Raw genomic sequence first — 22,093 nt, forward strand, 5'->3', positions numbered from 1 at the left:
CCATGTCGAGCGCGCGACTCAAGGGTGTCGGGGTGAGTGCGGGCCGGTCCTCCGGCCCGGTCGTGCGGGTCGCGGACCCGCTGCCGGAGCCGGCGGCGACACCGGCCCCCGCCGATGCGGCGGCCGAGGCGGCCCGGATCAAGCCGGCGGCCCAGGCGGTCGCGGCCCGGCTGAACGAGCGCGCCGAGGCGGCGACCGGCGAGGCCCAGGCGGTGCTGGAGACGACCGCGGCGATGGCCGCCGACCCGTCGCTGGCCAGCTCGGCTGAGAAGCTGGTGACGGCCAAGTCGCTGCCCGCGACCCGGGCCGTGTTCGAGGCGGCCGAGACCTTCGCGTCGGCGCTGGCCGCGGCCGGCGGCTACATGGCCGAGCGGGTCCGGGACATCCGGGACGTGCGCGACCGCATCGTGGCCGAGCTGATGGGCGTCGAGCCGCCCGGCGTGCCGACCCTGACCGAGCCGTCGGTGCTGGTCGCCCGCGACCTGGCCCCGGCCGACACCGCCGGCCTCGACCCGAGCAAGGTGCTGGCCCTGGTCACCGAGGAGGGCGGCCCGACCAGCCACACCGCCATCCTGGCCCGCTCGCTGGGCATCCCGGCGGTGGTGGCCACCACCGGCCTGCTGGCCCTGGGCGAGATCCACGGCCTGATCGTCGACGGCGACACCGGCGTGGTCGAGGTGCCGGCCGGCCGGGTCGAGACCAAGGCCGCGTCCGCGGCCAAGGAAGTGCACTGGGACGGCGTCGGCATCACGTTCGACGGCAACCGGATCAAGGTGCTGGCCAACGTCGGCTCGGCCGCCGACGCGACCACCGCGGCGGCCAACGGGGCCGAGGGCGTCGGCCTGTTCCGCACCGAGTTCTGTTACCTGTCGGCGACCGACGAGCCGACCGTGGCCGAGCAGACCGCCGCCTACAGCGCGGTGCTCAAGCCGTTCGCCGGCAAGCCGGTCACCGTCCGCACGCTGGACGCCGGCGCGGACAAGCCGCTGGCCTTCCTCGCTCCCGAGCCGGAGCCCAACCCGGCGCTGGGCGTGCGCGGCCTGCGGGTCGCGTTCACCAACACCGGCGTGCTGGACCGGCAGCTGGCGGCGATCGCCGCAGCGGCGGCCGAGACCGGCGCGCTGGTGCAGGTGATGGCCCCGATGGTGGCCACCGCTGAGGAGGCGCACTGGTTCGCCGAGCGAGCCCGCGCCGCCGGCATCGGCAAGGTCGGCGTGATGATCGAGGTGCCGGCGGCCGCGCTGACCGCCCGGGAGATCTTCGACGTCGTCGACTTCGTCAGCCTCGGCACCAACGACCTGGCCCAGTACACCTTCGCCGCGGACCGGCAGGTCGGCGCGGTCGCCGCGCTCAACGACCCGTGGCAGCCGGCCCTGCTGCGGCTGATCGCCCTGGTCGGCAAGGCCGCCGGGGAGACCGGCAAGCCGGCCGGCGTGTGCGGCGAGGCGGCGGCGGACCCGCACCTGGCGGCGGTGCTGGTCGGCCTGGGCGTGACCAGCCTCTCGATGAACGCCGGCGCGCTCAACCGGGTCGGCGCCGGCCTGGCCGAGGTGCACTTCGACCAGTGCCAGCTGGCCGCCAAGGCGGCGCTGGCCACGCACGACCCCGAGCACGCTCGGTTGGCGGCCCGCGCCGCACTCACCCCCCGCCGCCAACACTGACAACGTTTGGGTGTCTCCAAGACCACCAAACCCCCGAATTCGGCACCGCTGACCGCCCCAAACCCGCCCGGGTTTGGGGCGGTCAGCGATGTGCCGGAGAGGGGTTTGTAGGTCTTGGAGACACGCATACCTCAGTGGTGGTCGGCGTCGAGGCCGTGCTCGATGGCGTAGCGGGCCAGTTCGACGCGGTTGTGCAGCTGGAGTTTGCGCAGCGTGGACTGCACGTGGTTCTCCACGGTCCGCGGTGAGATGTGCAGCCGGTCGGCGATCTGCTTGGACTTCAGGCCCTTGGCCACCAGCCGCAGCACCTCGGTCTCCCGCCCGGTCAGCTCCGGCGCGGGCGCCGGGCCGGCCGGCTCCGCGGCCATCCGCCGGTACTCGCCGAGCACCAGCCCGGCCAGCCCGGCGGTGAACACGGCCGCGCCCTCGGCAGTGCGGTTGACCGCTGCGACCAACTCCTCGGCGGACGCCGACTTCAGCAGGTAGCCGGACGCGCCGGCCTTCACCGCCTCCAGCACGTCGCTGTGCTCACCGCTGGCCGACAACACCAGCACCCGGGTCTCGGGCAGCGCGGCGACGATCTGCTGGGTCGCCTCCACCCCGGTCTGCTTGCCCAGGTTGAGGTCCATCAGCACGACGTCCGGCCGGACGGTGCCGGCGATGCGCACCGCGGAGGCCGCGTCGCTGGCCGTCGCGACCACCTCGAAGCCGCGTTCCTCCAGGTCGCGGGCCACGCCGGCCCGCCACATCGGATGGTCGTCGACAACCATCACCGACACGCTCACGCTGCTCCCCCTGTCGGCACGTGCATCTCCCACTCGGTGCCCTCACCGGGCGCCGTCGTCAGCACCACGGTCCCACCCAGGTCGGCGATGCGTCCCCGGATCGACTGCGAAACGCCCAGGTGGCCCTCGGCCTCGGCGACGGCCAGCCGGCCCTCGGCGATGCCCACGCCGTCGTCACGGATGCTGAGCACCACCTCGCCGCCGAGGTCCTCCAGCAGCACCCAGGCCCGCGCCTCCGCGCCGGCATGTTTATCCACATTGGACAGTGCCTCGCGGGCGGCCGCGGTCAGCTCGCCGGCGGTCACCTGCGGCACCAGCACCGGAGTCGCCGGCGCGGCCACGGTGATGGTGGGGGTGGCCATCAGCTGCACCCACTGCCGCAGATCGGTGTCACCGTCCACAGTGGACTCAAGTGGGCCCGAGGCGATCAGCGACCGCAGGGCGATCTCCTGCTGACCGGCCAGCTCGGCGATCTCCGCGGCCTCACCGCCGACCTCCAGCCCGCGTCGGCGCACCCGGGCCAGCACCTGGAGCACGCCGTCGTGGATGGACCGGGCCAGCCGCTCGCGCTCGGCGGTCGCCGCCTCGGTGCGCAGCGCCTGCCGCACCCGCTCGACCGAGTTGCGGGTCGTCTCCGAGGCCACACCGACCACGAAGCTCACGCCGATCAGCAGGACCGTGTCCTCGGCCAGGTAGATGTTGAAGTAGCCGCGCGGCAGCACGTTGGCCACGGCGGTGATGCCGCCGAACAGCAGCCCCCAGTACCGGCCGCCGTAGATCGCGCCGCCGACCGGCGGACCGCTGGACCACAGCGTGGTGACCGTCTGCGCCCCGGACTGCATCAACGGCGCGCCAACGATCGGCACCGAGCTCAGCATCAGCACGGTGTTCAGCACCAGGTCGGCGATCACGAGCTGGGGCCGCCGGCCGGCGGGTGTCAGGTAGAAGTAGGTGAGCACCGCGGTCCACACGGTCATCACGCCGGCGACAACCCAGCCGGCCCACTCCAGCTGGAACGTGTGCACGTTGAGCCAGATACTGACCAGGGCGAAGACCCAGGTCACGATGCGTAGCACGATCAACCCCCGCCAGTACGGCGTGGCCGGATCGTCGTCGGGCCTGATCCCCGGAATGGTTGGCCTGCGGTTCACCACGTGCTCCCTCCCCGCGGTCATCCTGCCGTGACCGGGTGGTTCCCGGTATCCCTGACCGGTGGACTTATGCACACGTCACGGAGTATGCGAGCCTTGCGGGCGTCGGGTGACGTTGTCGGGAACGGACTTCCTCGTGCGCGACTGGTCGATGTGGACCCTGCCGAGGCCCGCGCTGGTCTACTGGCTCGTTGTGGACCTGGCCGCGCTGGCCGTCGGCGGCTACGTCCTGGCCGCGACCGCCCCGCCCAACCTGGAAGAGCTCGGGCGGTTCGGCGTGATCGCCTGCACGGGCCTGGTGGTCATCGTGATCACGGCGGTCGCCACCCAGCTGTCCAACGAGACCCGGCGCAACCCGTGGGCGCTGCACATCTGCTACCTGGCGGCCGGCCTGCTCGCGCTGCCGCCGAACCTGGTGCTGCTGCTCCTGCTCGGACCCGCCCTCTACGGCGTGCTCGGCGCCGGCCCGCAGGCCCACCGCTGGCTGTTCACCCTGGCCGCCACCACGCTGTCGGTGTTCGCCGCCCGCCTCACGGTCGGCTGGGAGCACCCGAGCTGGGACTTCGGCGTGCTGGTGCTCGGCGGCCTGGTGCTGTTGATGACCCGGGCCGTGCTGGTGGCGATCGGCCTGCGGCTGCGGGCCCCGGCCGCCGGCGCGGACGAGGTGTTCGGCGAGCCGATCGACGTGGTGCTGGGCATCGTGGCGGCGAGCACCGGCGGCCTGGTGGCGATCGCGGTGCTCACCGACCCGGTCAAGGCGCTGCTGGCCGGCCCGCCGATGTTCCTGCTGGAACGGGCCGCGCAGCTGCCGCAGTGGCGGCGCTCGGCGCAGCGGGACGCCAAGACCGGGCTGTCCAACGCGGTGCACTGGGACCTGCGGGCCCGCGACGAGCTGGCCAAGGCGTCCTCCCGGCAGCGGCCGGTGGCGATGCTGCTGCTGGACCTCGACCACTTCAAGCGGGTCAACGACAAGGTCGGCCACCTCGCTGGGGACGCCGCGCTGGCCGCGGTGGCCCGCGAGCTGCGCGGCGCGGTTCGGCACGGTGACGTGGTCGGGCGGTTCGGCGGCGAGGAGTTCGTGGTGCTGCTGCCCGACACCGGCCCCGGCGTGGCCGAGTCGGTGGCCGAGCGGGTCCGGCTGGCCATCTCGCTGCTGCGGGTGGCGACCACCGCCGCCGACGGCCACGCGCACCTGCTGACCGGGCTCACGGTCAGCATCGGAGTGTCCACTTCGGACCGCTACGGCTACGACGTCTCGGCGTTGCTGGTGGCCGCCGACTCGGCCCTGTTGTCGGCCAAGGGCTACGGCCGCAACGTCGTGGCCATGGCGTAGCTACTTGCCGTTGTGTCCGGGTTCGACCTTTGGCGGCCGGGTCGGGTCCACTTCGGACGGATCGACGCCCTGGTCGTGCAGCAGCGACCGGATGCCGGAGTTGAGCACGGCCAGGATCGGCACCGACATCAGCGCGCCGGCGATGCCGCCGAAGGTGAAGCCGGCCGCGATGACCAGCACCACCGAGAGCGGGTGCAGCTGCACCGCCCGGCCCAGCAGCAGCGGCTGCAGGATGTGGCTCTCCAGCTGCATCACGGCGATCACGATGGCCAGCACGATCAGCGCCGACACGAAGCCGTTGGCCACCAGCGCCACCAGCACCGCAACGGTGCCGGCGATCACCGCGCCGATGATCGGGATGAACGCGCCGAGGAACACCAGGGCGGCCAGCGGCACGGCCAGCGGCACGCCGACGATCCCGATGCCGACGCCGATGCCGACCGCGTCCACCACCGCCACCGCGGCGGTGGCCCGCACGTAGCGGACCAGCGAGGCGAAGCCGCGGCGGCCGGCCACGTCCACCCGGGGCCGCACGTCGGCCGGGATGATCTTGATCAGGAACGACCAGATACCGCCGCCGTCGTGCAGGAAGAAGATGGTGGTGAACAGCATCAGCAGCAGGCCGGTGAGCAGCTCGCCGAGGGTGGCGGCGGTGCTCAGCGCGCTGCTGGTGATGGTCAGCTGGTTGTCCTGGATCAGCTTGATGATCTGGTTGGGCAGGTCCAGCAGCTGGCTCCGGGCCAGGTGCAGCGGCGGCCCCTCCAGCCAGTCGGTGATCTGGTTGACCGAGCTGACCACCTGCTTCTGCAGGTCGGGCAGGCCGCCGATGAACGCGGTGATCACGCCGTAGAGCACGCCGCCGACCAGCGCGATGCCGCCGATCAGCACGATCGCGGTGGCCAGCCCGCGCGGCACCCGCCAGCGCACCAGCTGGCCGACCGCCGGCGCGAGTAGCGCCGAGAGCAGCATCGCGATGGCGACCGGGATGATCACCACCGCCAGGTAGCCGACGACCCACGAGATGAGCCAGACCGCGCCGGCGACGGCCAGCAGCCGCCAACTCAGCGCGGCGCTGACCCGCAGGACCTTGGGAACGGACTGGCTGACGTCCTCGGGACGGCCGGGCCGGGGCGAAGTCACACGATCACCGTAGTCGTCGAAAATCCTATCCGCACTGTTCACACCTTCAGGGGATCTTGTGGTGTGAAGGCTGCGCCGCCCCTCGGAAACTGACAATCTCTCGGCGTCGACATCGCCGCCATCACCGTGGCGATCTTGGATGTCGGCGTTTCCCCAGGGCGAGTGGAAGAGGATCTTCGTTTTGTCGACGGACGGGCACGTGATCACGGGGGGCCGGCGGCTGCGCCGCGCGCTCACCCGTGCGCTGCTGACCGTCGGCGGCGCGGCGGGCCTGACGGCCGCCGCGTGGTGCCTCTCCACCGCCTGCGCGTCCGCGGGCACGCTCGGCGACCACCTCCAGGTGGTCGATCACGGCAGCCACGCGGTCGTGACGCAGGGCCACTCGCCGGAAACCGCATCAGCGGACGACGGGGTGCACGAGATGGCCCGCGCGGTCGCGACCGCGAGCAAGCCGACCGTGAGCTCGCTCGTCGACGAGCACCAGACCCTGGCGACCGGGGCGAACCTGCCCTCGGCCGCCGACTTCGACCGGTTCGCCCACCAGGTCCAGGACGACTTCGTCCAGGTCGGGCGGCACGTGGCCACTCCGGCCCCGGCCGCTCTGGTGGGGGACTCGGTCACCCTGGTGCGCCACGTGGCCCAGTTCCCGCTGGCCACGCTGCCGGTGCGGCTGCCGATCCCGGTGATCGGCGAGCTCTCCGGCGTGTCCACGACGACCGACGGCACGCCCCAGTCCGTCTCGTCGACCGGGTCGAACCCGGCCGACGCGACCGCCGGCGCCATGTCCGAGGCCGTCGCCGACGCGCCCGCCGCCACCGCGCCCACTGCGCGGCACTCGCTGCCGCCGCACCGGAGCTCGGACCCGTCCGGCCCGAGGAACTCCATGCCGACGCCGGCCGCGCCCGCCCAGGCGCCGTCGGCCCCGTGCTGCTTCGGAAACGGTGGAGTCGGCGCTGCCGGCGTCCCCAACCCCGAGCAGCTTCCGTTCGGCAACACCTTCGGCGCCGCCGCGTACCGGTCCGTTGTGGCCACCTCGCAGTCGGTGTCGATGCTGACCGGCAAGCAAGCCGGTATCACGCCCGACTGATTTCTGCGCGCGGCTGGCGGTCGCAGGGCTCGAGCCCGCACCGTTTTCCGGTCCGTGCGCATTCTTCTGCGCCGTTCCAGCCGCGCTGACGACCCGGGATGCACCCACCCCCCTCAGCTAGGTGCATCCCACTTCCCCCGGGTGGCCGTTGCCCCCGGTCACCCGTCAGCCCCGCAAGGGACTAACCCGAAGGAGAAGTAATGCAGACGTGGGCGAAGCGCGGACTACAGGCCGCGCTCCTCACCGGTGGCTTGATTGCCGTCGGCACCGGCGTCGCCAACGCCTCCGAGGCCCAGCCGGCCCACCCGCTGGGTGTCCCCGCCACGGACCTGGTCGACGTCAACGTCAAGGTGCCGCTCAGCGAGCAGAACAACCAGCTGGGCACCGTGCTGGGCAAGACGAACCTGCCCGCCGTGAGCCACACCGTGAGCACGCGTGAGCTCACCGGCAAGCTGGCCCCGCACCCGCTGGCCACGCCGCAGGGCAAGAACATCCCCGTCGCCGTGCCGCAGAACATCAGCCGCGGCAACACCATCCCGGTCGACCTGTGCGTGCCCGTCGACATCTCCGGCAACGCCATCGGCGCCACCGGCGACGCGGCCACGGTCAACCACTCGAAGGTCGGCTGCGACGCGCAGTCGGTCACCGCGACCGACGGCTACAAGGGCTCGATCGCCGGCAACATCATCGGCGTCGACTACGGCCTGCCGATCCAGCTGGACAACAACGCGATCGCCGCCGCCGGCAACGCGGCCGCCGCGGGCACCGCCGACGCGGCCACCGCCACCGGCACCACGCCGTTCCTCACCAACGGCGACAAGGGCACGCTGGCCGGCAACATCGTCGACGCCGCCCTGGGCACCCCGGTCCAGGTGACCGGCAACGCCATCGGCGTCGGCGGCAACTCGGAGACCGCCTCCAAGGCGACCACGAACGTCGTCACCGGCGGCCTGCTGCAGAGCAGCGGCAACGGCGGCACGCTGGCCGGCAACCTGATCGGCGTGCCGCTGGGCCTGCCGGTCGAGGCCAACGGCAACTCGATCTCCTGGGTCGGCAACGCCGACGCCAAGAACCACAGCGAGGGCGCGGTCCAGGCCGGCGACATCAACGAGGACGGCTTCTACGCCCTCACCGCCGGTGACCCGAGCACCGTGTCCGGCAACATCGTGCAGGCCCCGATCGTCAGCAAGGCGCTGGTGGCCGGGAACGCGGTGTCCTGGATCGGCAACGCCAACGCGCTGGGCGTCACCGAGAACGAGCTGGTCTCCGGCGGCAAGGCCGGCACCAACGGCGTGAAGTCGACCGGCTCCGGCAACATCATCGACCCCGAGGTCGCGCTGCCCGTCGAGGTCTTCGGCGACGGCGTCACCTGGATCGGCACCGCCGAGGCGGCCGACCTGAACAAGGTCACCGCGCTGGCCGGCGGCAACACCTACACCGACGGCGACAAGTCCACGCTGGGCGGCAACGACGTGGTCGCGCCGGTCGCCGGCGCGGTCGACGTGTTCGGCTCGGCCGCGTCGTGGATCGGCAACGCCAGCGGCACCGCGGGCAACATCTCCTCGGTCAACGACGGCGGCTACAACGGCACGCTGGGCAACGGCGCGGTCGGCGGCGGCAACATCGCCTCCGTGCCGGTGGCCCTGCCGGCCGAGGTCTTCGGCGCGGGCGCGTCGCTGACCGGCAACGCCGACGGTCTGGCCAAGGAGGTCAAGGACGTCGAGGCCGGCGACAAGGCCAACACCAACGACGACCGCGGCACGGTCAGCAGCAACGTCGCGTCGGTGCCGGTCACCGCGCCGGTGCAGCTGTTCGGCGACGCGGCCGGCCTGGTCGCCAACGTCACCGGCGGCTCGCAGTCCACGACCACCACCACGGCCGGCCACGACGTGCAGGCCAACGGCGACAAGGGCAGCGCGTCCGGCAACGCCGCGCAGGTCCCGGTCGCGCTGCCCACGCAGCTGTTCGGCGACACCGCCACCCTGGTCGGCAACGGCGACGCCATCGCCAAGGGCGTCACCAGCTCCACCGCGGGCGGCGACGTCGACGCGTCCGGCAAGGGCGGCTCGATCACGGGCAACATCGCGGACGTGCCGGTGGCCGGCGCGATCCAGGGCTTCGGCGCGGCCATCGCCGGCGCCGGCGTGGACAACGCCACCGCCACCAACCTGACCAGCTCGATGGCCGGTGGCAGCGACACCACCAGCGGCACCGCCGGCTCGGTGGCCGGCAACGTCGCGCAGGTGCCGCTGGCCCCGGTCGTCGGCGTGCTCGGTGACACCGTCACCGCCGCCGGCGTGGGCAACTCGGCCGCCGACAACAAGGTGTTCGACACCGCCGGCAAGGACGTGGTGACCGACGGCCTGGCCGGCGCCATCTCCGGCAACGTGGCCAAGGTGCCCGCCGCCGCGACCGCCGACGTGCTCGGCGACGCGGTGACCGCGGGTGGCATCGCCAACGCCCTCGCGCACAGCTACACCGACCCGTCGGCCGGTGGCGACACCACCACGACCGGCAAGCTGGGCTCGGTGGCCGGCAACGTCGCGCAGGTGCCCGCCGCCGCCAACGCGCAGGTGCTCAGCGACTCGGTGGGCGCGCTCGGCAACGCCGCCAACGACACCACGGCGTGGACCGGCAACTTCGCCGGCGGCAACACGCACACCTCCGGCATGTTCGGCGCCATCTCGGGCAACCTGGCCCAGGCGCCGCTCGTGGGCAACGCCCAGGTGCTGGACGACGCCGTCGGCGCCGGCGGCCTGGCGTTCGACAAGAGCTCGACCTCGGCGATCAACACCGCCGGCGGCGAGTCCACCACCTCGGGTGTGCTCGGCTCGGTGGCCGGCAACCTGCTCTCGGTGCCGGTCGGCGCCGACGGCCAGGTCAACCAGGACGCCCTGTCCGCGGCCGGCCAGGCGTTCCACGCCGGCGCGAACAAGGTCGTCGACCTGGCCGGTGGCGACGTCGCCACCAACGGCACGGGCGGCTCCATCTCCGGCGACCTGCTGCAGGTCCCGGCCGGCGCGGTGGCCGGCGTGTTCACCGACGCCGCGACCGTCGGCGGCATCTCGGCCACCAAGGGCACGAACGTCACCGACTTCGCCTCGGGCGGCAGCCAGGCCACGGCCGGCGCGATGAAGACCCTGTCCGGCCTGAACGGGCACCTGCCCGTCGGCGCGCTGGTGCAGGTCTTCGACGTGCCGCTGGAGGTCTTCGGCACCGCGCTGGCCAACGGCCAGAACATCACCTCGGCCGTGGTCGGCGAGGAGCACCCGCTGCTGGACCTGCCGGTCAGCAGCCGCCTGCTGGGCGCGGCCGAGCTGCCGACGCAGCGCGACCTGCCCTCCGCCGCCAGCCTGCCGCTGGCCGGCCTGGGCGTGGACAGCGTCATGGGCCTGCTGAAGCTGCTGCCCGCCGGTGCGCTGCCGGGCATGCCGGCTCAGGAGCGCGACCTGCCGTCGCTGTCCGGCGTGCTGCCGACCGACAACCTGGTTCCGGGTGCGCACCTGGCGCAGCTGCCGACCCTGGACGGCGTCCGCGTGACGCCGAACGTGGCCGGTGGCGCCCGCGACCTGCCGGGTCAGGAGCTGCTGGGCGACCTGGGCTCGATGACCGAGGGCCTGCACATCGCCTGAGGTTGAGTAGCTGACGAAGAACCCCCGGGGCAGCCAGCCTCGGGGGTTCTGTGCTTTTCCGCCGCGTTCCGCGGCGGGCGAGGTCGCTCCTAAGCCGATGCCTTCGCCTTGTCTGGGAAAATCGCTGGAAAGACGCGATTTTCCCAGCCTGCGGCTCCAGGCACCGGCGCGACCTCGCGAATCTGCTGTGCGGGGACTCGTCTAGGTTGCTCGCAGTCTCTTCTCGACGTGCCCGATCACGGTGTGCACGGGGGCGGAGCCGTCGCTGGTCGCCCAGCACACCCGGACCTTGGGATGCAGCCGCACCTTGCCCACCGACACCGTCCGCTCGCACAGCTCCCGGACCCGGGCGGCGATCGGCTCGCCGGTGCCGCACGGATGCTCGGCCACCACCGCGAACTCGTCGCCGCCGTACCGGGCGACGGTGTGGTCGTCACGCAGCCCCGCCCGCAGCCGACCGGCCAGCACGGTGAGCAGCCCGTCGCCGACGGCGAAGCCGTGCTCGGCGTTGACCTCGCCCAGCTTCCGCACGTCGACCAGCACGAACGTGCTCAGCGAGCCGTTGGTCCGGGACCGGGTCAGCGACTGCTCCAGGCGGTCCAGCAGCAGCGCGCGGCTGGGCAGCGTGGTCAGCGGATCGATCAGACCCCGGCTGTGCGGGACGTCGGTCTGCACCGGTTGCAGCACGGTCAGCACGCTCGGCCGGCCCCGATGGCTGACGGCGTGGAAGTCGGCCCACAGCCGCGAGCTGGCGATGCCGTCGCGCACCACCACCATCGGCACGGCGAGCCGGCCGTTGCCCCGCAACACCTGCGCGGCCAGTTCCGCGCCCTGGGGCAGCGCAGCGCCGGAGTCGTCGCACAACTGCCAGCCGACCGGCTGGTGGTTGCGCAGCAGATCGGCCCGGCTGAGCCCGAGCAGGTGCCCGGCCAGACTGTTGGCCGCCAGCACTGCCCCATGTTCGTCTTGCAGCAGCACCCCAACGGGCAGCTCGGACACCAGCTCGTCCCAGACCGTCCCGGTGGTGACCGGTGCCGCCGTGTCCACGGCACTCATCGGAGTTGGCACCTTCCTCAGCGGGGAGGCTTCGCGTTGTCGAGCCTGCCCCCGAGGCGGCGTGAATAACAAGGGGCCCGGTCCACCCGTACCGGTGATCTTTGCCGTGTTTCAGGTGATCAGGGACTCGAACTGGGTCGCCGACACGATGGGCACGCCGTACCGCCGGGCCGCGCGGGCCTTGGTGGACATGGTTTCCGGGTCGGCGGCGACCAGCAGCGCGGTCTGCCTTGTGACATAGCCCGCATTGACCCGCAGGCCCGCCGCGAGTGCCCGTTCGACCAGCTCGGAGCGGGGAAGTTCGGCCTGTCCGGTGAACACGACGAGGTCCCCGATGCGCAGTGAGGGAACCTCACCTGTGGGCGCCGGCGGCACGTAGCTGCCCCGCCGGTACTCGGCGACCTCGTCCGTCGGCAGCGGCGGCCAGGCCCAGGTCGACGCCGCGGCAAGCAGATCCGTCCACGGCTCGGGTCGGCCGGCGCGGGCCAGGTAGTGGGTCAGCAGTCCGGCCGCGGCATGCGCGTCGTCCAGTGCCGAGTGTGCATCCCGCAATACGACGCCGGCCGCGTCGCAACTTGCCTTGAGCGAACGGCTACTTCGGTGCGGCAGGTACGCCGAGCCGAGCGCCATCGTGCACAGGCCCGCCTCCGCCGACACCGGCACCGGCAGTCCGAGCCGGTCGAACTCGGCGGCCAGGAAGCGGGCGTCGAAGGCCAGGTTGTGGGCCACCAGCACCCGTCCGGCCAGCCGTGCCGCCAACGCCCCCGCCACCTGCGCGAACGACGGAGCGCGGCGGGCGTCGCCGGCGCTGATCCGGTGGATGTGCTGCGGTCCGAGATCACGGCCGGGATTGACCAGGGTGCACCACTCGTCGGTGATCACGCCGGTCCGGTCGACCCCCACCACGGCCACCTCGACCACCCGATCACGGCCGGCGGCCGCGAATCCCGTCGTCTCGACATCAACGACCGCATAGCCATCCGACACACCTGAAAGTTACAAGCTGTGCCACGATGGCCCGCGTGAGGTGGCTCGAAGCGTCCACGCCGTGGCTGATCGCGGTGATCGTGGCATGGGTGGCGGCCGGGCTCTTCGAGTTCCTGCTGATCCGCTCCCGTGAGAGGGCCGCCCTGGAGAGCAAGGGCTGCCCCTACTGCGGCACGCCGTGGAACGGGCTGAAGGCCTGCGGCAACTGCGGTCGGGACCTGGTCCGCGAGCAGAACCACATCGTCACCCGGGTGCTGTTCAGCATCGGCGCGCTGGCCACCGGACCGGTGATCGGCATCGTGATCGTGCACCTGCTCACCGGGAAGTGATGGTGTACGGCACCTCCTGGCTGGGGCCGGACTTGTAGCCGCCGGCGCCCCTGACCTCGGTGCCGGAACGGATCTCGAAGGTCGATTCGATGCCGTCGGCGTCGAAGGTTCCGTTGTGCGCCAACACGAAGCTGCCCGGTTCGCCGTCGAAGGAGCCGGTCAGCAGCTCGTAGCCGACGAACGTGCCGGTGCCGTCGGGCCGGTAGTGCAGCAGTAGCTGGGCCCGGCTCTCGCCGGTCAGCGGTCCCTCGTAGACGAAGTCCACGTCGGCGTGCGCGACCTTGGGTCCGCCCTCGGCCTCGGCGACGGTCTTCTCATCCCACCGGGTGTATCGGAACGTGCTCATGGCCCGTACAGTGCCAGCCATACCTGACAGATCATGTCAGGTTCCGGTAGCGGGACGGCGGAATTCCGTACTGGCCGACGAAGGCCTGGCGCATCGTCTCCGCCGAGCCGAAACCGCAGCGGCGGGCGATCGCCGACAGCGGCAGCGGGGTCGAGGTCAGCAGCTGGGCCGCGGCCTCGGTCCTGGTCTCCCGCACGTACTTCGCCGGCGGCCGGCCGATGTGGTCGAGGAACAGCCGGGTCAGGTGGCGTTCGCTGACGCCGGCCCGATCGGCCAGCGCGACGGTGCCGAGGTCCTCGCCGAGATTGGCGGCGATGTGCGTGACCAGCTTGCGCACCACCGAGTTCTCCGGCGCAGGGGCCCGCAGGTACATGCTCACCTGGGCCTGGTTTCCCGGCCGTTGCAGGTAGGTCACCAGCCCGCGGGCGACGGCGCGGGCCATCTCGGCGCCGCTGTCCTCCTCCACGAACGCCAGCGACAGGTCCAGCGCGCTGGTCACGCCGGCGGCCGTGTAGACGTTGCCGTCCTTGATGTACAAGGGTTTCGCGTCCACCTCGATGTGTGGATACCGCTGCGCCAGGCTCGCCGCGACGAACCAGTGCGTGGTGCAGCGGCGGCCGTCGAGCAGGCCGGCGGCGGCCAGCACGCTGGTGCCCGTGCACACCGATGACACCCGGCGGGTCTCCCGGGCCAGCCGGCGGACGTGGGCCACCAGCACCGGGTCGGCGGCGGCCTGCTCGTGCCCGGGGCCACCGGACACGACCAGCGTGTCCAGCGGGCCGGTGATGCGTTCCAGCGCGTGCTGCCCGGCCAGCACCAGCCCGGAGCCGCTGGCCGCCGGCCGCGCGCCGAGGGTCGCGAACTCGATGGAGTACGGCGGATTCGCGCCGTGCCGGTTGGCCGCGTCGAAGGTGTCCGAGACACAGGCCACGTCCAGCAGCTCCACGTCCGGATAGCCGACGATCACCACCCGCCTCATGGGACGGACGATACCTGTCCGAAAGACAGGTATGCCAGGATTCAGGACATCGACGCCTGGCTTCGTTGCCCGCGGCGGCCGGGCGGAAGACCGTCGAAGGCGATGAAGGACATCGCCTTTGTGCTGTACCCGGGCCTGACGATCCTGGACATGGTCGGACCGCTCCAGGTGCTCAGCGCGCTGCCCGCGTTCGTCCCGGAGTACCGGGTCGTGGTGGTCGGCGCGGACAAGCAGCCGGTGGCCACCGACACCCCGCTGAGCGTGGCCGCCAGCCACACCTTCGACGAGGTGCCCACTCCCTACGCCGTGTTCGTGCCCGGCGGTGGCGTGCCGACCATGCGGGCGCTGGGCGACGAGAAGCTGCTCGGGCACGTCCGCTCGATGGCCGAGCAGGCGGAGATCGTCGGCTCGGTGTGCACCGGCTCGCTCATCCTCGGCGCCGCCGGCCTGCTCGAAGGCCATCGCGCCACCACGCACTGGATGTGCCGGCACCTGCTGCCCAAGTTCGGGGCCGCGCCGGTCGCCCAGCGCTGGGTGCGCGACGGCAAGATGCTGACCGCCGCCGGCGTCGCGGCCGGCATCGACATGGCCCTCTACCTGGTGCAGGAGCTGGCCGGCGAGGACGTCGCCCGCCAGGTGCAGCTGGTCATCGAGTACGACCCGCAGCCGCCGCTGGGCGGCATCGAGTGGGACGAGGTGGACATCGTCGGCCGCAAGCCGATGGTCGACGAGTGGCTGGCGGCGGGACTCGCCGATCATCCGAAGCTGCTGGGCGAGCTGATCGGCTCGTAGTGTTGGGGCATGCGCAAATGGACCACGGCTGACCTGCCCGATCAGACGGGCCGGGTCGCCGTGGTCACCGGGGCCAACACCGGGGTCGGGCTGGCCACTGCCCGGGCCCTGGCCAAGGCCGGCGCCACCGTGGTGCTGGCCTGCCGGGACCAGGACCGGGCCGACGCCGCGGCGGCCGAGGTCGGCGGCGAGCCGGTGCTGCTGGACCTGGGCTCGCTGGCCTCGGTGCGGGCCGGTGCGGAACGCATCGTCGCCGAGCACCCGCGGATCGACCTGCTGATCAACAACGCCGGCGTGATGATGACGCCGCGCGGCCGCACCCAGGACGGGTTCGAGCTCCAGATCGGCATCAACCACCTCGGCCACTTCGCCCTCACCGGCCTGCTGCTGCCGGCGATGCTGCCGGTCACCGGCTCGCGGATCGTCACCGTGTCCAGCAACGCGCACCGCACCGGCGAGATCAACTTCGACGACCTGAACTCCCGCGACCGCTACCGGCCGATCGCCGCCTATGCCCAGTCCAAGCTGGCCAACCTGCTGTTCGCGTACGAGTTGCAGCGCCGGCTGGCCGCCGCCAAGGCCCAGCCCATCTCGGTGGGCGTGCACCCCGGCTCGGCCCGGACCGACCTCGCGCGGGACAGCCCCCGCGTGGTGCGGTGGCTGCTGGGTTCGCCGCTGATGTCGTGGATGGTGCAGGACAGCGAGCAGGCGGCGCTGCCCACGCTGCGGGCCGCGACCGATCCGGCGGTGCGCGGCGGCGACTACTACGGACCCGACGGCCTGAACGGCTTCAAGGGCCATCCCGTGCGCACCGCCGCGTCACCCCGGGCCCTGGACGCTGGGGCGGCGCGCCGACTCTGGGAGAAGTCGGAGCGCCTGACCAGCGTCGTCTACCGGTTTACAGGTACGGCCGGGTGATCATCTCCAGGCCGTGCCCGGCCGGGTCGCGGAAGTACACCCCACGCCCGCCGTGCTCGGTGTTGGTCTCACCGGGCCGCTTGCCGGCGTGGTCGGCCCAGTGCTCGATGCCGCCGTCGACCAGCCGTTGGTAGGCCCGGTCGAACAGCTCGTCATCGACGAGGAAGGCGTAGTGGTGCATCTGGATCTCGTCCAGCGGCGGGGCGGCGAACTGGATCAGCACCCCGTCGCTCATCTGGATGTTGGTGAACGGGCCCCAGGACGGCGCCTCGGGCAGCTCGAACAGCTCCCGGTAGAACCGCGCCGACTCCTCGCGGTCCTTGCACGGGATGATGGTGTGGTTGAACGTGACTGGCATTGCGGATGCTCGCTTTCGGTTGTGGTCTCAACGGATCGGGGTTGTCGTCCCCGATCCGGAGGTCCACGCGAGCGCCCGGTCAGCGATCCACCGGATCGCCCTTCCGTGAGTGGCGCGAGGCCGGTCCGGTGATCACGTGTTCACTCTAACCGGTGGTGGCAACCAAAATATCTTCTCCAGTCGACGGCCTGAATCCGTCGGTCCGGCCGGCGAAGTAGCGGTCGACGAGCTGCGGGCCGGACACGTTCTCGACCTCGGCGAAGCCGGCGTCCCGGGCCATGGCCAGCATCTCCGTCGGCCGGTAGAAGCTGACGAACGGGGTATTGGAGGACCGCGCGCCGTTGAACGACATGGCCCGCCCCGGCTGGTCCTGCTCGTCGATCAGGTCGGCCTCCAGCAGGTAGGTCATCACCAGCGTCGACCCCGGCGCGAGGGTGGCGACCTTGGCCAGGGTGGCCGCGGTCGCCTCCTTCGTCAGGTACATCGACACGCCCGTGGACGCCACGACGGCCGGCTTGCTCGGGTCGAAACCGCTGGCCACCAACTGTTGCAGCCAGTCGTCGCCGGCCTCGAAGTCCACCGGGACCAGGATCGGCAGCGGATGGCCGGTGTCCAGCAGCCGCTGGCGCTTCCACGCCTGCGTCGCTGGCTGGTCGATCTCGAACACCTGCCGTTTTCCCGGCCGGCGCTGGGCGAAGGTGTCCAAGCCGGCGCCGAGGATCACGTACTGGTCGGCCGGATGGCCGGCGACCAGGTCCTCCACGAACCGGGCCCGTCCGATGATCGAGCCCCGGAATCCGGCAGTGGCCTGGGGATCCATGTCCGGCCGGTGCCGCCAGCCGTCGTCCGGGTCGACCAGTTCGAGGCCGATCCGGTCCACGAAGACGTGCGGCGCCTGGTCGACGTCCACGTGCATGGCACGCCACAGCGCCACCCGCAGCGCCGTGCTGTCGGGCCCGGTCATTTCGCCGGAGCCTGGAGCGTCCAGGTCCGGCCGTCCGGGTCGCGGACGACCATTTCCCTGGTGCCGTAATGGGTGTCCTCGAACGGCGTGACGACCTCGACACTCGGGTCCAGCTGGACCTTGCTCTCGTCGGCCACCTTGAGCACGAGTTGCAGGCTCGGCTCCTGGTCGGGCACCTCGGCCACGAACAGCGGCGGCCCGTCGTCGGCCACCAGCTGCCCCGAGCTGTGGTCGGTCTCGAAGTCGAGCCGGAACCCCAGGGCCTGGAAGAACTTCGCGGTCCTGCCCCAGTTGTGGGTGGTCAGGTAGACCGCCCCGATGCCGTCCGTCGTCATGCCGGTCCCTCCCCTTGCTCGTGCTGGCCGTGGGAGTCGAGGTAGGCCCGCAGCGCGTCGGCGACCAGCGCCGAGAGCGACAGGCCCTCCTCGACCGCGTGGTGCTTGACCTGCTTGATCAGTTCGATCGGCAGGTACACGTTGAACTGCTTGACGTCCTCGCCCACGCTAGGATGCTAGCATAGTAGCCATCACCAGGCCGAGTCCCCTTTCGTCGCCGGTGGTCCCGCCGCCCATCCTGTTCATCGTGTAGGCGATCGTGAGCCGGGCGTCCATGTCGATCAGGGCCAGCGAACCGCCGGCGCCACCCCAGTAGATGGTGTTCGGGTTGGGCATCATGCCGCCGTTCACGGCGAAGCCCAGGCCCCAGCGGATCGACATGCCCAGCACCAGGTCCTTGCCCTCGACCTGCACCTCCAACGCCCGCCGGCAACCGGCCTCGGACAGCAGCCGCTTGCCCTTGGCCACGCCGCCGTTGGCCAGCAGGGCGTGGATCTCCGCCACCGACCGGGCATTGCCCGTGCCGCCACCGGCCGGGATCTCCGCGCCCCGCCAGGCCCTGGTCCGGGTGACCGACGGGTGCACCTCGGGATTGTTGGCCGCGTTGAGCTGAAGTTCGCTGCTGTCCGGGCCGAACGGCGAGCCCTCCGGCGGCGGGATCAGGTCCGCCACCCGGCCGTCCTCCGAGGCCGGCAACCCGATGTGGAAATCCGCGTCCAGCGGCTCGGCGATCTCCTCCCGGAACACCGTGCCCAGCGAGCGCCCGGTGATCCGGCGAACCACCTCGCCGACCAGATATCCCTGGGTCACCGCGTGGTACCCGCCGGCCGTGCCCGGTTCCCAGAACGGTTCCTGGGCAGCCAGCAGGGAAGTCGCCTTCTCCCAGTCGTACAGGTCTTCGACGGTGATCGGCTCCCGCCAGCCGGACAGGCCCGACGAGTGGCTCATCAGCTGCGCCACCGTGATCGATTCCTTGCCGGCCGCCGCGAACTCCGGCCAGTAGCGCGCCACCGGCGCCTCGAACTCCAGCTCACCGCGGTCGGCCAGCAACAGGGCGGTCAGCGCGGTCATGGTCTTGGTCACCGAATAGACGTTGACGATCGTGTCCCGCTGCCACGGCCGGGTGCGGGCCTCGTCGGCGAATCCGCCCCACAGATCGACAACCGTCTCACCCTCGACCGTCACGCAGACCGAGGCGCCTACTTCATCGTTGTCCTCAAACGCCTGACGCACCGCGGCAAAGCGGTCGTCGGCGAACCCCTCGCTAGTGGTCACACGCGGCAGTGTCCGGCTCCACCGTCATTGTGGCCCAACGATTTTCCCGGCTAGTCACGGTCCCAGGAGACCGGCAGCCGCCGCACGCCGTAGATGTTCTGGTGGTCGGGCCGCAGCTCGACCTCGCCGGCCAGCCGCAGCGTCGGGAACTTCCGGAACAGCGCCGGGAAGGCGACCCGCATCTCGACCCGGGCCAGCTGTTGGCCGAGGCACTGGTGGATGCCGTGCCCGAAGCCGAGATGTCCGACGGCGTCCCGGCTCAGGTCGAGCCGGTCCGGGTCGGGGAACCGCTCGGGATCGCGGTTGGCGGCCGCCATCGAGAACGTGACCGACTCCCCGGCCTTGATCAGCTGCCCGCCCAGCTCGACGTCCTCCAGCGCGGCCCGCACCCCGATGGGGGTGATGGTCAGGTAGCGCATCAGCTCCTCGACGGCCCTGTCCGGATCGGCCAGCAATCCCGCGACCTGGTCCGGATTCCGCAGCAGGGCAAAGGTTCCCAGCGCGAGCTGGTTGGCGGTGGTGTCCAGGCCGGCGCCCAGCAGGAACGCGCCGATGCCGGCCAGCTCCTCGGCATTGAAGTCGCTGCCGGTGGTCAGGTCGCTGAGCAGGTCGTCGGTCGGCGCGGAACGCTTGGCCTCGATCAGAGTGCCGATGTACTCCATCACCGCGCCGTACGCGGTGTACACGTCCTCCGGCGTGCCGTTCGAGTTGAGGACCCCCTCGACGAGCCGCTGGAAGGTTTCCCGGTCCTCGTACGGCACGCCCAACAGCTCGCAGATCATCACCGCCGGCACGGGGTAGGCGAAGTCCCGCACCAGATCCGCCTCCGGACCGCGCTGGGCCATGGCCGCCAGGTGCTCGGCGGTGACCTGCTCGACCCGATCGGTCAGCTGCTGCATCCGGCGCACCGTGAACTTGCCGACGAGCTGCTTGCGGTAGCGGGTGTGCTCCGGGGCGTCGATCCCGGTCATGTCGCCGGGCGGCGCCGGCGGGAACTCGCCCATGTCCTCCGCACCGGGCATCGGGAAGTGGGCCAGCTCGTACCGGGAGCTGAAGCGCTGGTCGGCCAGCACCGCGCGGGTCTCGGCGTAACCGGTGGCCAGCCAGCCCCGGTGCCCGTCGGGATAAGTCATGCGCACCAGCGGGTTCTGCTCCCGGATCGCCCCCAACTCGGCGGGCGGGTCGAACGGGCAGCCCGTCGCCCGGGCCAGCGGCAGCTTGTCGAGGTGAGACATTCTCAGTTCCTCTCAGTGGGCGTATTCGCGGTTGAACAGGCGCTTGGACCACAGGTAGCCGCCGAGCGCGATGACGGCGCACCAGGCCAGCGCGATCCAGCCGTTGTCGCCGATCGGCTTGTCCGTCACCAGGCCGCGCATCGTCTCGATGATCGGCGTGAACGGCTGGTACTCGGCGAACCAGCGCAGCCCGGCCGGCATCGAGTCGGTGGGCACGAAACCACTGCCCAGGAACGGCAGCAGCACCAACGGCATCGGCAGGTTGCTGGCTGTCTCCACGCTCTTGGACACCTGGCCGAGCGCGACGGCCAGCCAGACCAGCGCGAACGTCACCAGCAGCAGGAAACCGGCCAGGGCCAGCCAGCCGCCGAAGCTCGCGGCCGGCCGGAAACCGACCAGCAGGGCCACGCCGATCACGATGACCAGGCTGATCGCCGTCTGGATCACGCTGCCCAGCACGTGCCCGGTCAGCACCGAGACGCGGGCGATGTGCATGGTCCGGAACCGGGCGATCACGCCCTCGGTCATGTCCATCGCGATGGAGATCGCGGTCCCCTGCACGGCCGAGGTGATGGTCATCAGGATGATCGCCGGCGTGATGTAGTTGGCGTACACGGAGCGGTCCCCGCCCATGCCCGCCCCGAGCGTGCCGCCGAGCACGTAGACGAACAGCAGCATGAACACGATCGGCATCCCGACCAGCATGAACGTCATCGACGGGTACCGAAGCATGTGCTTGAGGTTGCGGCGCAGCATCGTCGCCGAGTCGCGCAGCGGATGGAACCGCAGGTCCACGGTGCTCATCGGGCACTCACCTTGTCCGGCCCGGTCAGGGCCAGGAAGACGTCGTCGAGATCGGGGGTGTGCACGGACAGCTCCTCGACGTGGACCCGGCCGTCGAGCCGGTCGATGAGCGCCTTCAACGAGTGCAGGCTGCCGTCGCTGGGCACCCGCAGGGCCAGGGCGTCGTTGTCGCGGGCGGCGTCGACCAGCAGGTTCATCGCCGCGTCCAGGCCGCTCGCGTCGGCGAAGCGCAGCCGCACGTGCCCGCCGGGGATGCGGCGCTTGAGCTCGTCCGCGGTCCCCTCGGCCACCAGCCGACCCTGGTCGAGCACGCCGATCCGGTCGGCCAGCTCGTCGGCCTCCTCCAGGTACTGCGTGGTCAGGAAGATCGTCACGCCGCCGGCCACCAGGTCCCGCACGATCTGCCACATGCCTCGGCGGCTGCGCGGGTCCAGGCCGGTGGTCGGCTCGTCCAGGAAGATCACCCGCGGGCTGCCGACCAGCGTCATGGCCAGGTCCAGCCGGCGGCGCATGCCCCCGGAGTACGTCGAGGCGGGCTTGCCGGCCGCCTCGACCAGGTCGAACTGCTCCAGCAGCTCGGCCGCCCGCTGCCGGCCGGCCCGCCGGGGCAGATGGTGCAGGTCGGCCATCAGCCGCAGGTTCTCCTCGCCGGTGAGCAGGTTGTCCACCGCCGAGAACTGACCGGTGACGCCGATGGCGGCCCGCACCGCGTCCGGCTCGCGGCGGATGTCGTGGCCGTCCACCCGGGCCTCGCCGCCGTCGGCGCTGATCAGCGTGGACAGGATCCGGACCGTGGTGGTCTTGCCGGCGCCGTTCGCGCCCAGCAGCGAGAACACGGTGCCGCTGGGCACGTCCAGGTCGAGGCCGTCGAGCACGACGTGGTCGCCGTACGCCTTGCGCAGGCCGGAGACAGTGATCGCCGACAT

22 protein-coding genes are annotated in these 22,093 nt (G+C 71.6%); 7 read left to right on the forward strand and 15 right to left on the reverse strand.

The genetic code is table 11. The features are described from left to right. The first annotated feature begins 2 nt into the window (after nt 1-2). On the forward strand, nt 3-1,661 hold the full coding sequence (gene ptsP / locus JJ691_RS39005) for a phosphoenolpyruvate--protein phosphotransferase (protein ID WP_211764506.1): 1,659 nt from the start codon (nt 3-5) through the stop codon (nt 1,659-1,661). A gap of 131 nt (nt 1,662-1,792) precedes the next feature. On the opposite strand, the gene JJ691_RS39010 is transcribed toward ptsP, so the two are convergent. Both JJ691_RS39010 and macS read right to left on the reverse strand, forming a co-directional pair. After that, on the reverse strand, nt 1,793-2,431 hold the full coding sequence (locus tag JJ691_RS39010; protein ID WP_211771991.1) for a response regulator: 639 nt from the start codon (nt 2,429-2,431) through the stop codon (nt 1,793-1,795). A gap of 11 nt (nt 2,432-2,442) precedes the next feature. Then, nucleotides 2,443-3,600 (reverse strand): MacS family sensor histidine kinase, encoded by a 1,158-nt coding sequence (macS, locus tag JJ691_RS39015; protein WP_306291332.1) that lies wholly within the window; start codon nt 3,598-3,600, stop codon nt 2,443-2,445. A 106-nt stretch (nt 3,601-3,706) separates the two neighbouring features. Here macS and JJ691_RS39020 point away from each other — a divergent pair, with 106 nt between their 5' ends. Beyond that, nucleotides 3,707-4,930, forward strand: a complete 1,224-nt coding sequence (locus JJ691_RS39020) for a GGDEF domain-containing protein (RefSeq protein WP_306291333.1) — start codon at nt 3,707-3,709, stop codon at nt 4,928-4,930. On the opposite strand, the gene JJ691_RS39025 is transcribed toward JJ691_RS39020, so the two are convergent. After that, entirely contained in the window at nt 4,931-6,070 is a 1,140-nt protein-coding gene (locus JJ691_RS39025; protein ID WP_211764508.1) for an AI-2E family transporter, read from the reverse strand. A 199-nt stretch (nt 6,071-6,269) separates the two neighbouring features. Here JJ691_RS39025 and JJ691_RS39030 point away from each other — a divergent pair, with 199 nt between their 5' ends. Beyond that, nucleotides 6,270-7,157: a hypothetical protein gene (locus tag JJ691_RS39030; protein ID WP_211764509.1), complete on the forward strand. Its 888-nt coding sequence runs from the start codon at nt 6,270-6,272 to the stop codon at nt 7,155-7,157. A 200-nt stretch (nt 7,158-7,357) separates the two neighbouring features. Further along, a complete protein-coding gene (locus JJ691_RS39035; RefSeq protein ID WP_211764510.1) occupies nt 7,358-10,789 on the forward strand; it encodes a beta strand repeat-containing protein in 3,432 nt (1,143 codons plus the stop codon). 201 nt (nt 10,790-10,990) lie between these two features. On the opposite strand, the gene JJ691_RS39040 is transcribed toward JJ691_RS39035, so the two are convergent. Together JJ691_RS39040 and JJ691_RS39045 are read right to left on the reverse strand one after the other, a co-directional pair. Next, a complete protein-coding gene (locus JJ691_RS39040; protein ID WP_211764511.1) occupies nt 10,991-11,845 on the reverse strand; it encodes a GGDEF domain-containing protein in 855 nt (284 codons plus the stop codon). A 111-nt stretch (nt 11,846-11,956) separates the two neighbouring features. Then, the gene (locus tag JJ691_RS39045) at nt 11,957-12,832 is read right to left on the reverse strand and encodes an exonuclease domain-containing protein (protein ID WP_211764512.1); all 876 of its coding nucleotides are present in this window, start codon (nt 12,830-12,832) and stop codon (nt 11,957-11,959) included. 35 nt (nt 12,833-12,867) lie between these two features. Between JJ691_RS39045 and JJ691_RS39050 the strand changes: the two genes are divergently transcribed. Next, a complete protein-coding gene (locus JJ691_RS39050) occupies nt 12,868-13,161 on the forward strand; it encodes a hypothetical protein (RefSeq protein WP_211764513.1) in 294 nt (97 codons plus the stop codon). Here the strand turns inward: JJ691_RS39050 and JJ691_RS39055 are convergent. Together JJ691_RS39055 and JJ691_RS39060 are read right to left on the reverse strand one after the other, a co-directional pair. Then, nucleotides 13,148-13,507, reverse strand: coding sequence for a DUF3224 domain-containing protein (locus tag JJ691_RS39055; RefSeq protein WP_211764514.1), 360 nt, complete (start codon nt 13,505-13,507; stop codon nt 13,148-13,150). The two genes, JJ691_RS39050 and JJ691_RS39055, sit on opposite strands and share 14 nt — an antisense overlap. Before the next feature lie 31 nt (nt 13,508-13,538). Then, nucleotides 13,539-14,486 carry a GlxA family transcriptional regulator gene (locus JJ691_RS39060; protein ID WP_211764515.1) on the reverse strand — a complete coding sequence of 316 codons (948 nt, stop codon included), beginning with the start codon at nt 14,484-14,486 and terminating at the stop codon, nt 13,539-13,541. A 102-nt stretch (nt 14,487-14,588) separates the two neighbouring features. Between JJ691_RS39060 and JJ691_RS39065 the strand changes: the two genes are divergently transcribed. Together JJ691_RS39065 and JJ691_RS39070 are read left to right on the forward strand one after the other, a co-directional pair. Beyond that, a complete protein-coding gene (locus JJ691_RS39065) occupies nt 14,589-15,278 on the forward strand; it encodes a DJ-1/PfpI family protein (protein ID WP_211764516.1) in 690 nt (229 codons plus the stop codon). A gap of 9 nt (nt 15,279-15,287) precedes the next feature. Then, nucleotides 15,288-16,196, forward strand: a complete 909-nt coding sequence (locus JJ691_RS39070; RefSeq protein WP_211764517.1) for an oxidoreductase — start codon at nt 15,288-15,290, stop codon at nt 16,194-16,196. Here JJ691_RS39070 and JJ691_RS39075 read toward each other — a convergent pair. The 8 genes from JJ691_RS39075 to JJ691_RS39110 all read right to left on the reverse strand — a co-directional run bounded on the left by JJ691_RS39075 (nt 16,177) and on the right by JJ691_RS39110 (nt 22,093). Beyond that, nucleotides 16,177-16,554, reverse strand: coding sequence for a VOC family protein (locus JJ691_RS39075; protein WP_211764518.1), 378 nt, complete (start codon nt 16,552-16,554; stop codon nt 16,177-16,179). The genes JJ691_RS39070 and JJ691_RS39075 overlap by 20 nt on opposite strands. A 145-nt stretch (nt 16,555-16,699) precedes the next feature. Then, entirely contained in the window at nt 16,700-17,518 is an 819-nt protein-coding gene (locus JJ691_RS39080) for a class I SAM-dependent methyltransferase (RefSeq protein ID WP_211764519.1), read from the reverse strand. Further along, a complete protein-coding gene (locus JJ691_RS39085) occupies nt 17,515-17,853 on the reverse strand; it encodes a VOC family protein (protein WP_211764520.1) in 339 nt (112 codons plus the stop codon). The genes JJ691_RS39080 and JJ691_RS39085 overlap by 4 nt, the downstream gene beginning before the upstream one ends. Further along, nucleotides 17,850-18,020, reverse strand: coding sequence for a ribbon-helix-helix protein, CopG family (locus JJ691_RS39090; protein WP_211764521.1), 171 nt, complete (start codon nt 18,018-18,020; stop codon nt 17,850-17,852). The genes JJ691_RS39085 and JJ691_RS39090 overlap by 4 nt, the downstream gene beginning before the upstream one ends. Nucleotide 18,021: 1 nt before the next feature. Continuing rightward, nucleotides 18,022-19,128 carry a serine hydrolase domain-containing protein gene (locus JJ691_RS39095; RefSeq protein WP_211764522.1) on the reverse strand — a complete coding sequence of 369 codons (1,107 nt, stop codon included), beginning with the start codon at nt 19,126-19,128 and terminating at the stop codon, nt 18,022-18,024. A gap of 50 nt (nt 19,129-19,178) precedes the next feature. Beyond that, the gene (locus JJ691_RS39100; RefSeq protein WP_211764523.1) at nt 19,179-20,363 is read right to left on the reverse strand and encodes a cytochrome P450; all 1,185 of its coding nucleotides are present in this window, start codon (nt 20,361-20,363) and stop codon (nt 19,179-19,181) included. 12 nt (nt 20,364-20,375) lie between these two features. Then, nucleotides 20,376-21,167 carry an ABC transporter permease gene (locus JJ691_RS39105; protein WP_211764524.1) on the reverse strand — a complete coding sequence of 264 codons (792 nt, stop codon included), beginning with the start codon at nt 21,165-21,167 and terminating at the stop codon, nt 20,376-20,378. Further along, complete coding sequence (locus JJ691_RS39110) at nt 21,164-22,093, reverse strand: ATP-binding cassette domain-containing protein (protein WP_211764525.1); 930 nt, start codon at nt 22,091-22,093, stop codon at nt 21,164-21,166. Before JJ691_RS39110 ends, JJ691_RS39105 begins: the two co-directional genes overlap by 4 nt.

The organism is Kutzneria sp. CA-103260 (assembly GCF_018263855.1).
GTDB lineage: Bacteria > Actinomycetota > Actinomycetes > Mycobacteriales > Pseudonocardiaceae > Kutzneria.

What these genes read in the sequence shown, in the direction of transcription:
- ptsP (WP_211764506.1), top strand. Translation starts at nt 3, where the DNA reads ATGTCGAGCGCGCGACTCAAGGGTGTCGGGGTGAGTGCGGGCCGGTCC.
- JJ691_RS39010 (WP_211771991.1), bottom strand. Translation starts at nt 2,431, where the DNA reads ATGGTTGTCGACGACCATCCGATGTGGCGGGCCGGCGTGGCCCGCGAC.
- JJ691_RS39035 (WP_211764510.1), top strand. Translation starts at nt 7,358, where the DNA reads ATGCAGACGTGGGCGAAGCGCGGACTACAGGCCGCGCTCCTCACCGGT.
- JJ691_RS39040 (WP_211764511.1), bottom strand. Translation starts at nt 11,845, where the DNA reads ATGAGTGCCGTGGACACGGCGGCACCGGTCACCACCGGGACGGTCTGG.
- JJ691_RS39055 (WP_211764514.1), bottom strand. Translation starts at nt 13,507, where the DNA reads ATGAGCACGTTCCGATACACCCGGTGGGATGAGAAGACCGTCGCCGAG.
- JJ691_RS39060 (WP_211764515.1), bottom strand. Translation starts at nt 14,486, where the DNA reads ATGAGGCGGGTGGTGATCGTCGGCTATCCGGACGTGGAGCTGCTGGAC.
- JJ691_RS39065 (WP_211764516.1), top strand. Translation starts at nt 14,589, where the DNA reads ATGAAGGACATCGCCTTTGTGCTGTACCCGGGCCTGACGATCCTGGAC.
- JJ691_RS39070 (WP_211764517.1), top strand. Translation starts at nt 15,288, where the DNA reads ATGCGCAAATGGACCACGGCTGACCTGCCCGATCAGACGGGCCGGGTC.
- JJ691_RS39075 (WP_211764518.1), bottom strand. Translation starts at nt 16,554, where the DNA reads ATGCCAGTCACGTTCAACCACACCATCATCCCGTGCAAGGACCGCGAG.
- JJ691_RS39080 (WP_211764519.1), bottom strand. Translation starts at nt 17,518, where the DNA reads ATGACCGGGCCCGACAGCACGGCGCTGCGGGTGGCGCTGTGGCGTGCC.
- JJ691_RS39085 (WP_211764520.1), bottom strand. Translation starts at nt 17,853, where the DNA reads ATGACGACGGACGGCATCGGGGCGGTCTACCTGACCACCCACAACTGG.
- JJ691_RS39100 (WP_211764523.1), bottom strand. Translation starts at nt 20,363, where the DNA reads ATGTCTCACCTCGACAAGCTGCCGCTGGCCCGGGCGACGGGCTGCCCG.
- JJ691_RS39105 (WP_211764524.1), bottom strand. Translation starts at nt 21,167, where the DNA reads ATGAGCACCGTGGACCTGCGGTTCCATCCGCTGCGCGACTCGGCGACG.
- JJ691_RS39110 (WP_211764525.1), bottom strand. Translation starts at nt 22,093, where the DNA reads ATGTCGGCGATCACTGTCTCCGGCCTGCGCAAGGCGTACGGCGACCAC.